General features: G+C 65.6%; 9 protein-coding genes. 5 read left to right on the forward strand and 4 right to left on the reverse strand.

Annotated elements, in window-relative coordinates; translation table 11 throughout:
- The first annotated feature begins 33 nt into the window (after positions 1 to 33).
- The 5 genes from rbfA (at position 34) to pnp (ending at position 5,518) form a co-directional block, all read left to right on the forward strand.
- Positions 34 to 441 (forward strand): 30S ribosome-binding factor RbfA, encoded by a 408-nt coding sequence (rbfA, locus tag SM191_RS07625; protein ID WP_306997427.1) that lies wholly within the window; start codon positions 34 to 36, stop codon positions 439 to 441.
- Positions 442 to 1,017: 576 nt separating this feature from the next.
- Entirely contained in the window at positions 1,018 to 1,629 is a 612-nt protein-coding gene (locus tag SM191_RS07630; protein WP_341505655.1) for a thymidine kinase, read from the forward strand.
- A 10-nt stretch (positions 1,630 to 1,639) separates the two neighbouring features.
- On the forward strand, positions 1,640 to 2,644 hold the full coding sequence (truB, locus tag SM191_RS07635; protein WP_341505656.1) for a tRNA pseudouridine(55) synthase TruB: 1,005 nt from the start codon (positions 1,640 to 1,642) through the stop codon (positions 2,642 to 2,644).
- Between the two features lie 13 nt (positions 2,645 to 2,657).
- On the forward strand, positions 2,658 to 2,927 hold the full coding sequence (rpsO, locus tag SM191_RS07640) for a 30S ribosomal protein S15 (RefSeq protein ID WP_261268525.1): 270 nt from the start codon (positions 2,658 to 2,660) through the stop codon (positions 2,925 to 2,927).
- 251 nt (positions 2,928 to 3,178) lie between these two features.
- Positions 3,179 to 5,518, forward strand: a complete 2,340-nt coding sequence (gene pnp / locus SM191_RS07645; RefSeq protein ID WP_341505657.1) for a polyribonucleotide nucleotidyltransferase — start codon at positions 3,179 to 3,181, stop codon at positions 5,516 to 5,518.
- A gap of 449 nt (positions 5,519 to 5,967) precedes the next feature.
- On the opposite strand, the gene SM191_RS07650 is transcribed toward pnp, so the two are convergent.
- From SM191_RS07650 to SM191_RS07665, 4 genes are all read right to left on the reverse strand, one after another.
- Complete coding sequence (locus SM191_RS07650; RefSeq protein WP_341505658.1) at positions 5,968 to 6,180, reverse strand: hypothetical protein; 213 nt, start codon at positions 6,178 to 6,180, stop codon at positions 5,968 to 5,970.
- A 42-nt stretch (positions 6,181 to 6,222) separates the two neighbouring features.
- Positions 6,223 to 7,215 (reverse strand): glycosyltransferase family 2 protein, encoded by a 993-nt coding sequence (locus SM191_RS07655; RefSeq protein WP_341505659.1) that lies wholly within the window; start codon positions 7,213 to 7,215, stop codon positions 6,223 to 6,225.
- Positions 7,216 to 7,249: 34 nt separating this feature from the next.
- The gene (locus tag SM191_RS07660; protein WP_341505660.1) at positions 7,250 to 8,665 is read right to left on the reverse strand and encodes a M48 family metalloprotease; all 1,416 of its coding nucleotides are present in this window, start codon (positions 8,663 to 8,665) and stop codon (positions 7,250 to 7,252) included.
- A 394-nt stretch (positions 8,666 to 9,059) separates the two neighbouring features.
- Positions 9,060 to 11,159: a RelA/SpoT family protein gene (locus SM191_RS07665; protein ID WP_341505661.1), complete on the reverse strand. Its 2,100-nt coding sequence runs from the start codon at positions 11,157 to 11,159 to the stop codon at positions 9,060 to 9,062.
- Positions 11,160 to 11,391 lie beyond the last annotated feature (232 nt).

An 11,391-nucleotide genomic window follows, 5' to 3' on the forward strand; every position in this document is an offset into this window, starting at 1 on the left:
GGCGGCCGCGATTTCCGTTTGAAGAAGAAGCACATGGTCCAGTCCAAAAACCCCGCCGAACCCTCGGTCCGCCTGCTGCGCGTCGGCGAGCAGGTCCGCCATATCCTGTCCGAAATCCTCGCGCGCGGCGACGTGCATGACGAGACGCTCGCCAAGCATATGGTCAGCGTGACCGAAGTGCGCATGTCGCCCGACCTGCGCCACGCGACCGTCTTCGTGAAGCCGCTGCTCGGCAAGGACGAGGAGGTCGTCATCAAGGCGCTGCGCACCAACACCGCCTATCTCCAGCGCGAGGTCGCGCACCGGGTGAAGATGAAATACGCCGCCAAGCTGAAATTCCTGGCGGACGAGAGCTTCGACGAGGGAAGCCATATCGACTCGCTGCTCCGCTCGCCCAAGGTGTCGCAGGATCTGGAGGAGGGGGAGCCCTCCGGCGACTGACTCCCGCCCCCCCATTCAGCCTGAGCGAAGTCAAAGGCCACCTTTTGACCGCTGGAAAATAGGGTTCACGCGAAGCTGCGAAGGTTTTTGGTTCGCGCAGAGGCGCGGAGGGCGCAGAGAAGAAGAGCCCTCACCGAATAGGGAGCACCACCCCGGCGAAGGCCGGGGTCCAGTAGCAAAGTGTTGATGGCGCGGCGCGCCAAGGCGGGTGGGGCAAATGCCTCGCGCCCTCGTGTATCCATCGCAACTGGACCCCGGCCTTCGCCGGGGTACGAAGACTTGCAAAATTCCTCTGCGTCCTCCGCGCCTCTGCGCGAATCACGATCAAGCCTTTTCCCTCGGCCTTCGACTTCGCTCAGGCTGAACGGAACGAAGGTCACGGGATGAGGTTCGCGCCGAGGCGCGGAGGACTGTTCGTTATCGCAGCGACGGTCGGGATTATCGATGGAGGCCCCAGCCTTGGCTGGGGCGACGGAGGAGGGCGGATGAGCCCGGCACTCCGCACAGGCTATTTCGATTCCCGACGCGCCAACCCCGATGCTCGATCAGGCGGCGTCCTTTGGCTAAGGACAGCGGATGGCCAAGCTCTATTTCTACTATGCCAGCATGAATGCGGGGAAATCGACCATGCTGTTGCAGGCCGATTTCAACTATCGCGAACGGGGGATGAACACGATGCTGTTCACCGCCGCGATCGACGACCGCTTCGCCTATGGCACCATCGCCTCGCGCATCGGCCTGTCGCAGCCGGCGACGCCCTTCCACGCGACGACCGATCTGGAGGCCTGTGCGCTGGATCGGCATGGCGAGACGCCGCTGGCGTGCATCCTGGTCGACGAGGCCCAGTTCCTGACGCCCGAACAGGTCGACCAACTGGCACGGCTGGCGGACCGGCACCGCATTCCGGTGCTGTGCTACGGCCTGCGCACCGACTTCAAGGGACAGCTTTTCCCCGGATCGGCGCGGTTGCTGGCGCTGGCCGATGCGCTCGGCGAGATCAAATCGGTGTGCGTCTGCGGGGCCAAGGCGACGATGAACCTGCGTGTCGATGGGCAGGGCCATGCCATCGCCGAGGGCGCGCAGACCGAGATCGGCGGCAATGACCGCTATGTCGCGCTGTGCCGCCGCCATTTCGGTGAGGCCTTGGCGGGCGGCACGGTGCTTGAGGCCGGAGCCCAGCCCGACTAACGCCTTGCCGATGCATGGATGGATCATTCTCGACAAGCCGCTGGGGCTCGGCTCGACGCAAGGGGTGAGCGCGGTCAAGCGCGTGTTGCGTCAGGGCGGCTATGGCAAGGGGATCAAGGTCGGCCATGGCGGCACGCTCGATCCGCTGGCGACCGGCGTGCTCCCGATCGCGGTGGGGGAGGCGACCAAGCTGGCCGGGCGGATGCTCGACAGCGACAAGGTGTATGACTTCACCATCCGCTTCGGCATGCAGACCGCGACGCTGGATGCGGAAGGGGAGTCGGTCGCGGAGAGCGATGTCCGGCCGACTCGCGAGGCACTGGAGGCCGTGCTGCCGCGCTTCACCGGGCCGATCGAGCAGGTTCCGCCCGCCTATTCGGCGCTGAAGGTCGATGGCGAGCGCGCCTATGACCTCGCGCGCGCCGGGGAAGAGGTGGTGCTGGCGAGTCGCGCGGTGACGATCCACAGCCTCAAATCCTCCCCAAGCAAGCTTGGGGAGGGGGACCATCGCGTCAGCGATGGTGGAGGGGCGGGACGGACCGGCGATGCCCCTCCACCACGCCCTGCGGGCGCGGTCCCCCTCCCCATCGGAGATGGGGAGGAATTGTTGCAGGAAATCACCCTCACCGCGCATGTCTCCAAGGGTACGTATATCCGCAGCCTCGCCCGCGACATCGCGCTGGCACTCGGCACGGTCGGCCATGTCACCATGCTTCGCCGGATCAAGGCGGGGCCGTTCACGCTGGGGGCCGCGATATCGCTGGACAAGTTGAATGAAATGGGGCAGGCGCGCACCCTTGAACAGATACTCCTGCCGCTGAGGGCGGGGCTGGACGACATCCCGGCTCTTGCTCTCGACCCCGACCAGGCAGGGGCGCTCCGTCAGGGGCGTGTGCTGGTTGGGATCGCCGTGGACGATGGCCAATATTTCGCGATGCTGGGTGAGAATCCGGTGGCGCTGGTAGAGGCGCTGGACGGAAATGTCCGGGTCGTGCGCGGCTTCAACCTCGATTGAAGAAAGGATCACGATGTCGATCACCGCTGAACGCCGTCAGGAAATCATCAAGGACCATGCCCGCGCCGAGGGTGACACGGGTTCGCCCGAAGTCCAGGTCGCGATCCTGACCGAGCGGATCCAGAACCTGACCGGCCACTTCAAGACCCATGCGAAGGACAATCATTCGCGTCGCGGTCTGCTGATGCTGGTCAACAAGCGCCGCTCGCTGCTCGACTATCTGCGTCACAAGGATGGCGACCGCTATCTGGCGCTGATCGCCAAGCTCGGCCTCCGCAAGTAACAGCGGGGCGCGCAAGCGACCAAAAAGGGCACTCCCATCGGGGGGTGCCCTTTTTTTATCGGCTGGTGTATGTAGCACCGGGCCGACCGGATGCCGCAAAGGCGCATCCCCAAAGCCTCTATGTCATCAAACCCGGCGAAAGGGCCGGGTAGAGCAATCGGAAGGGCGGCAATTCGGCCGACCTCCAGAGCCAATTTTGGCTCAACCCATAGGCCCCGGCGGGATAGGCCCGTCGGAGTGAAGGATATTCCATGTTCAATACCAAGAAAGTGGCCATCGAGTGGGGCGGCAAGACGCTGACCCTCGAAACCGGCAAGGTGGCCCGTCAGGCCGACGGCGCGGTGATCGCGACGCTGGGCGAGACGGTGGTGCTGTGCGCCGTGACGGCCGCGAAGACTGTGAAGGAAGGGCAGGATTTCTTCCCGCTGACCGTTCACTATCAGGAGAAGTTCTCGTCGGCGGGCCGCATCCCCGGCGGTTTCTTCAAGCGCGAGCGTGGCGCGACCGAGCGTGAGACGCTGATCAGCCGCCTGATCGACCGTCCGATCCGCCCGCTCTTTCCCGAGGGTTTCTACAACGAGATCAACTGCATCTGCCAGGTGCTCTCGTACGATGGCGAGAATGAGCCCGACATCCTGGCGCTGGTCGCCGCGTCGGCCGCGCTCACCATCTCGGGCGTGCCCTTCATGGGCCCGATCGGCGCGGCGCGCGTCGGTTACAAGGACGGCGAATATGTCCTGAACCCGACCGACGCCGAAGCGCTGGAAGGCGATCTCGACCTGGTCGTCGCCGCCACCCACAATGCGGTGATGATGGTCGAATCGGAAGCCAAGGAGCTGTCCGAAGAGGTGATGCTGGGCGCGGTCATGTACGCGCACAAGGCGTCGCAGCAGATCATCAACGCGATCATCGACCTGGCCGAGCAGGCCGCCAAGGATCCGTGGGAACTGAAGGTCGGCGACGACCAGAAGGCGGTCAAGGCCGAACTGAAGAAGCTGATCGGCAAGGACATCACCGCGGCCTACAAGCTGACCGACAAGCAGCAGCGCCAGACCGCGCTCGGCGAGGCCCGCGCCAAGGCGAAGGCCGCCATGGCCGAGCGGAGCCCGCAGGAGCAGCTTGTCGCCGCCAAGCTCGTCAAGAAGCTGGAAGCCGAGATCGTCCGCACCGCGATCCTGAAGGACGGTCGCCGCATCGACGGTCGCTCGACCACCCAGATTCGTCCGATCGAGGCCGAGGTTCACTTCCTGCCGCGTTCGCACGGCTCGGCGCTGTTCACGCGCGGCGAGACCCAGACGATCGCCACCACGACGCTGGGCACCCGCGATGCGGAGCAGATGATCGACGGCCTGAACGGCCTGTCGTACCAGCACTTCATGCTGCACTATAACTTCCCGCCCTATTCGGTCGGCGAAGTGGGCCGCTTCGGCGCGCCGGGCCGTCGCGAGATCGGCCATGGCAAGCTGGCATGGCGCGCGCTGCACCCGGTGCTGCCGTCGAAGGAGGAATTCCCCTACACCATCCGCGTGACCAGCGACATCACCGAGTCGAACGGCTCGTCGTCGATGGCCACCGTCTGCGGCGGCTCGCTGTCGCTGATGGATGCGGGCGTTCCGCTGAAGCGCCCCGTCTCGGGCATCGCCATGGGCCTGATCCTGGAAGGCAAGGACTTCGCCGTCCTGTCCGACATCCTGGGTGACGAGGATCATCTGGGCGACATGGACTTCAAGGTCGCTGGCACCTCCGAGGGCATCACCTCGCTCCAGATGGACATCAAGATCGCCGGTATCACCGAGGAGATCATGAAGGTCGCGCTGGCGCAGGCCAAGGAAGGCCGCGCGCACATCCTGAACGAGATGAACAAGGCGCTGTCCTCGACCCGGACCGAACTGTCGGCGCACGCCCCGCGCATCGAGACGATGACGATCGACAAGTCGAAGATCCGCGACGTGATCGGCACCGGCGGCAAGGTGATCCGCGAGATCGTCGCCACCACCGGCGCCAAGGTCGATATCGACGACGAGGGCGTGATCAAGATCAGCTCGTCGGACGGTTCGCAGATCGAAGCCGCGATGAACTGGATCAAGGGCATCGTCGAAGAGGCCGAGGTCGGCAAGATCTACAACGGCAAGGTCGTCAACCTGGTCGATTTCGGCGCGTTCGTGAACTTCATGGGCGGCAAGGACGGTCTGGTCCACGTCTCGGAGATCAAGAACGAGCGCGTCGAGAAGGTCTCGGACGTCCTGAGCGAAGGCCAGGAAGTCAAGGTCAAGGTGCTCGAGATCGATCCGCGCGGCAAGGTCCGCCTGTCGATGCGCGTCGTCGATCAGGAAACCGGTGCGGAACTGGAGGACAATCGTCCGGCCCGCGAACCGCGCGAACCGCGTGGTGATCGTGGCCCGCGCGAGGGTGGCCGTGGCCCGCGTCGTGACGGCGGTGATCGTGGCGGCGAGCGCGGCGGTGATCGCGGGGGCGAAGGCCGCAGCGGCCCCCGTCGCGACCGTGGCGACCGTCCCCGTCGTGAAGGTGGCGAGCAGGGTGGTTCGTCCGAATTCGCCGCTCCGGCCTTCCTGACCGGCGATCGCGACTGATCTTTCGCCCTTGGGTGAAAGGAAAAGGGCTCGGGGGAAACCCCGGGCCCTTTTTCGTTGGGGCCTGCCCCTCCACCGCCCGGCTGCGCCGGGCGGTCCCCCTCCCCATCGGAGATGGGGAGGATTCAAGCACCCATTCCTCCCCAAGCTCGCTTGGGGAGGGGGACCGCCGCAAAGCGGTGGTGGAGGGGCGGGGACGCTTCGTGGGAAGGTGCTGGCGTGGCCTTCGACTTCGCTCAGGCTGAACGGATTTGAGGGATAAGGTCTTTACCGACCTCCGCTCGGCCGGAGCGAAGTCGAAGGCGATGGGAATCCCTCACCGCGAACGCCCCTCCATCCACCGGACGATCCCGTCCACCACCTTATCCTCGATCCCATAATGTCGCAGTCATTGTCCGATCGCGTCTCTCCGCCGGAAACGGTCAGCACGCGAACCTGTGGGCTATCCGTCATCGCCGCCGCGATGCGTGGAGCGTTGTCGGGCGGGGCAGGAAGACGGGCTCCGGCCCTTGACGATGCGCCAGCGCGAACAGCCGCGCGACCCGTCGGGCATAGGCGGCGGAACGGCGCATGCCGCGCAAATTCTCCCGCTCGATCGTATCGGGGATCAGGACGGCATAGCTGCGCGCGTTCCCGCAAAGGTCCGAATGATCGCTCCGCAACGGTCATCGGACATTCGGGCCGAACGGCGGAAGAATAGGCCCTCAGCCCGGCTCCTTCGCCCCCTCATGCGCGCTATAGCCCAGCCGGGCATGGCCCTGGACGGGCCCCGCCACATCGGCGACGAGGTAGAGCGGCCGCCGCTTCGACTCGATATAGAGCCGCCCCAGATATTCGCCGATCATGCCCAGCACGAACATCTGCACCGCGCCCAGGATGACGGTGACCAGCATGGTCGAGGTCCAGCCCTGCACCGCCGAACCGGTCAGCCAGCCGATCGCGATATAGACCAGCAGCAGCAGCGAGGCGGCGGTCAGTGCGAGGCCGATATGGCTGGCCCAGCGCAGGGGCGCGGTGGAGAAACCCGTCACCGCGTCGAAGGCGAGCGCGATCATCTTGCCCAGCGGATAGTGCGTCTCGCCCGCATGGCGCTCGGCGCGATCATAGGGGAAGGGGACTTGGCGGAAACCGACCCAGGCGACCATGCCGCGAATGAACCGCGCCTGTTCGGGCAGCGATTGCAGCGCGTCGAGCGCACGGCGGCTCATCAGGCGGAAATCGCCGGTGTCGAGCGGGATCGGCGTATCGGTCAGCCGGTCGAGCATCCGGTAGAAGATCGCCGCCGTCGCCTTTTTGAACAGTGTTTCCCCGGCGCGCTTGCGACGGACGGCATAGACCACGTCCGCGCTCTGCGCCGCCATGGTCGCGCGCATGTCGGTGAGGAGTTCGGGTGGGTCCTGAAGATCGGCGTCGATGATCAGGATCTGCTCGCCCGCGCACAGGTCCAGCCCTGCGGTCAGCGCAAGCTGGTGCCCATGATTGCGCGACAGGTTGATCGCCACCAGATGCGGGTCGGCGGCGGCGAGGCGCTGCATCACCGGCCAGCTATCGTCCTTCGAGCCGTCGTTGATCAGGACGATCTCATAATCCTCGCCCACCGCCGCGCGCGCCGCGCCGGAGATGCGCGCGTGCAGCACGTCCAGACAGGCGGCTTCGTTATAGCAGGGGACGACGACAGACAGGGCGGGGCGCTTCATGACGCCGCCGGTGTAGCGGCGTCGAAGCCGTCCGTCACCCGTTCACGACCAACTTGACCAAACGGCCCGGCACCAGCGGCTGGTCGGGATCGAGGCCGTTGAGCGTCACGAACCGCTCGCGCTTGTAATCGGGATAGGCCATGCGCGCCGACAGGCTGTCGATCGTGTCCCCCGCCTTGACGGTGACGATGCTGATCTTCTTGCCGCGAATGCTATTCGCCTCGGCGGTGGACAGCGGCGCGACCGAGGCGAGCAGCGGCTGGAACGGCCCGATGCCGCTACCGGCGGGCGTAACCAGCGTGAAGGTATAGGTCGCCGAGGGGAAGCGATAGGCGACCACCGTCGCATCCACCGCGCGGTTGTTGGCGGCGGCGCGCGTCGTGACCCAGGCATAGGGGATGCCGTTCGCCGTCCCGTTCTGCAACTGGCCGGTCGGCGTGCCGGTGCCGAGCTGGCCGAAACGCTGGGTGATCGCCTGGCCCAGATCGCTGCCCTGGGCGAGCCGCATCTGTGCCTGTCCGCCCTGACCGACGATGCTCACCGCGTCGCTGCCATTGGCGATCGCATAGCCGTTGGGGGCGGTGAATTTCAGCTTGAGGCCGGGATGGCGGAAACTCTGGCCATCGACGATCCCCTCCTTGGGATCGTCGTCATAGGGCATGCCGTCGAGCATCCGCAGATAGGTGGTATCCTGTGGCGGCGTGGTTTCGGGGCGGCCGGTCTGCTTGGCGAGCGCGGCGGCGCGGCGGACGCGGTCGGCGCTGTTGGGATGGGTCGAGGCCCAGGTGGGGATGGCGTTCGCGTCCTTCCCCGCCGTGCGCGCGGCGAGGTCGCTCGACGCGGCCAGCGAGGCGAGCATGTCGGCGGAGGCGTAAGGATCGTAACCGGCGGCGGTCATGTAGCGGATGCCGAGGCCGTCGGCCTGATATTCCTGATCGCGGCCATATTTGAGCGTGTAAAGCTGTGCGCCCGTGCCGACCAGCTGGGTCGCGATATTGCTGCCGGTCAGCAGGCCCGCCCCCGCCGCCAGGATCGATCCGATGGTCGAGCGGGTGTTGCGGCTCTGCGAGTGACGCGCGGCGACATGGCCGACCTCATGCCCCAGTACCGAGGCGAGTTCGGCCTCCGAATTCATCAGCGCGAGCAACTGGCGCGTGACATAGATATAGCCGCCGGGGATGGCGAAGGCGTTCTCCACCGGCGAGTTGAGCGTGGTGACGGTGAAGTCGCCCTGCGCGTTGGACAGGCCGGACTGGACCGCGACCCGCTTGCCCACCCGCTCGACGAATGCCGCCTGCGGGCCGGTGTAGCGGCCGCCATATTGTTTCACCAGTTCGGGATTGGCCTGCGCCCCTTGCGCCTTGTCGGAGGCGGAGATCGACCGCGCCTGCTGCGCGGAGGCGGGTGCGGCGACAAGCGCGAGCATGGCGGCGGCGGTGATGAAACGCATGTTAAGGCTCCCCTGTTCGGGGGTTCCAAAGCGCAGGCGCGGCGCGGGTTCCAGCTTTTTGTTACGGAGGCGTCATCCGGGCGTCAGGAAAATCCAATGCTGTATTGTTCCCCGGCGAAGGCCGGGGTCCAGTTTCTTGGCGGCTTCGAAGGCGCGAAACGATGCGGGGGGAGGCATCCGCCCAGCAATTCGGTCATGCACCGCAACTGGGCCCCGGCCTTCGCCGGGGAACGGAGAAGATTGGGTTCGCGCGGAGGCGCGGAGACGCGGAGGTGCTTGGCCCGGCCCAGGCGGCATCCATTCCCAACCAGGCGACTTCGTCTTCCGGACGAGAGTGCGCATGCCGGATCGGCGGAGCCGGACATCTCCGCGCCTCCGCGTCTCCGCGCGAACCTCAGACCCGCTCGACCGAACTCACCACATCCGCAGCGCGCAACGCCGCGATCAGGCGCATCAGGTGCTGGAGGTCGTGCACCTCGACATCGATCAGATTGGTGTGGAAGCGCGTGTCGCGCGTATCCAGACGGACGTTGATGATGTTCGCCTTATGCTGGCCGATGATCGTCGCGAGGATACCGAGCGCACCGGGCTCGTTCTTGACCATGACCGAGATACGCGCGGTCGCGCCCTCGCTGTCGTCGCCCCAGGAGACGTCGACCCAGTCGGTTTCCTCGTCGGTCCGGTCGGCGAGTTCGGCCAGCACCGGGCACTGGATCGCATGAACCTCGATCCCCGCGTCCGGACGACGCAGGCCGACGATGCGGTCGCCGGGCACCGGGTGACAGCATTGCGCCAGGTCATAGGCGACGCCGGGGGTCAGCCCCTTGATGGAGATCGCGCTCGACTGCGGCGGCAGGGCGGCCACATCCGCGCCCGCCGATCCAGGCATCAGCGCCTCCATCACGGCGGCATCGGACACCGTACGCCGGGCGATGGCGATCATCAGATGCGCTTCGTCGGGCATCTTCAGCCGTTGCAGCGCATGGGTCAGCGCGTCGGGCCCGATCTGCGCGGGCAGGCGACGGACGATATCCTCGTACAGCTTGGTGCCGAGCGTCACCTGTTCGGCCCGCTCGGCCTGGCGCAGATGGCGGCGGATCGCGGCCAGCGCCTTGCCGGTGATCGCCAGGTTCAGCCAGTTGGCCTGCGGCGTCTGTCCCGCCGAGCGCAGGATCTGCACCTGGTCGCCATTGGAGATGACGGTGGACAGCGGCACCACCCGCCCGTTCAGCTTGGCCCCCACCGCCTGGTCGCCCAGATCGGTGTGTACGGCATAGGCGAAGTCGATCGGCGTCGCGCCCTTGGGCAACTGGATCAGTTCGCCCTTGGGGGTGAAGGCGAAGATGCGATCCTGGTACATCGCCATCTTCGTATGTTCGATCAGTTCTTCCGGGCTGCCCGCCGTGTCGAGGATTTCAACCAGATCGCGAATCCAGCTTACCTGGGCATCGTGGCGGGTCGCCTGTTTGTAGGTCCAGTGCGCCGCGAGACCGAAATCCGCCTCGGCATGCATTTCGGCGGTGCGGATCTGGATCTCGATCCGCGCATTGTCGGCATGGATGACGGATGTGTGGAGCGAGCGGTATCCGTTGCGCTTGGGGGTCGAGATATAATCCTTGAACCGCCCCGGCACCATCGGCCAGCGGCGATGGATCAGCCCCAGCGCGCGGTAGCAATCCTCCTCGGTCGGGACGATCGCGCGGAAGGCCATGACGTCGGATAGCTGCTCGAAGCTGATATGCCGCTCGTTCATCTTGCGGAAGATCGAGAAGGCGGATTTCTCCCGCCCCGTCACCTCCGCCTCGACGCCGCCCCGCGACATCAGCAGTTTCAGGCCCGACGCGATCCTGGCGATCCGGTCGCCGCCGCCCTCCTTCATCTGGGCGAGGCGAAGCGTGATCGACTCATAGGCTTCGGGTTCGAGTTGCTGGAAGGCGAGCATCTGCATCTCCTTCATGAACTCGTACATGCCGATCCGCTCGGCGAGCGGGGCATAGATGTCCATCGTCTCCTTCGCGATGCGGCGGCGCTTCTCCGGCTTCGCGATGTGATGGAGCGTGCGCATATTGTGCAGCCGGTCGGCCAGCTTGACCAGCAGGACGCGGATATCGTCCGACATGGCGAGCAGGAATTTGCGCAGATTCTCGGCGGCGCGCTCGCTCTCGGTCTGTGCCTCGATCTTGGACAGCTTGGTCACGCCGTCGACCAGCCGGGCGACATTGGGACCGAACAGCCGTTCGATCTCGTCATAGGTGGCGACGGTATCCTCGATCGTGTCGTGCAGGATGGCGGTGGCGATCGTCTCGTCATCCAGATGGATGTCGGTCAGGATGCCCGCGACCTCGATCGGATGGCTGAAATAGGGATCGCCCGAGGCACGCTTCTGGCTGCCATGCGCCTTCATCGAGAAGACATAGGCACGGTTCAGCAGCGCCTCATCGGCCTGGGGGTCGTAGTCGAGCACGCGGTCGACGAGTTCATACTGGCGGAGCACGATATCAGATTTGCGTGGTAGGGATGGGCATTGCAACATTTTTGATGCGATCAGGGTGATCGGGTGTGCTTCTCAAGCCCCTCTCCCGGCAGGGGGAGGGGTTGGGGAGGGGCAAGAGCGCAAGGGGTGGCCTCGGGAGTGTCAGGAATTTCGTGTGCGGGCGGGCATAAAGGGGAAGAAGGAGACCCGATATGTCCCGACGCAAAGAGCCTGCGATACCGAACGAGTTACT

The sequence above is a fragment of the Sphingomonas sp. 2378 genome (assembly GCF_038084995.1).
Lineage (GTDB): Bacteria > Pseudomonadota > Alphaproteobacteria > Sphingomonadales > Sphingomonadaceae > Sphingomonas.

What these genes read in the sequence shown, in the direction of transcription:
- SM191_RS07660 (WP_341505660.1), bottom strand. Translation starts at nt 8,665, where the DNA reads ATGCGTTTCATCACCGCCGCCGCCATGCTCGCGCTTGTCGCCGCACCC.
- SM191_RS07655 (WP_341505659.1), bottom strand. Translation starts at nt 7,215, where the DNA reads ATGAAGCGCCCCGCCCTGTCTGTCGTCGTCCCCTGCTATAACGAAGCC.
- truB (WP_341505656.1), top strand. Translation starts at nt 1,640, where the DNA reads ATGCATGGATGGATCATTCTCGACAAGCCGCTGGGGCTCGGCTCGACG.
- rpsO (WP_261268525.1), top strand. Translation starts at nt 2,658, where the DNA reads ATGTCGATCACCGCTGAACGCCGTCAGGAAATCATCAAGGACCATGCC.
- SM191_RS07630 (WP_341505655.1), top strand. Translation starts at nt 1,018, where the DNA reads ATGGCCAAGCTCTATTTCTACTATGCCAGCATGAATGCGGGGAAATCG.
- pnp (WP_341505657.1), top strand. Translation starts at nt 3,179, where the DNA reads ATGTTCAATACCAAGAAAGTGGCCATCGAGTGGGGCGGCAAGACGCTG.
- rbfA (WP_306997427.1), top strand. Translation starts at nt 34, where the DNA reads ATGGTCCAGTCCAAAAACCCCGCCGAACCCTCGGTCCGCCTGCTGCGC.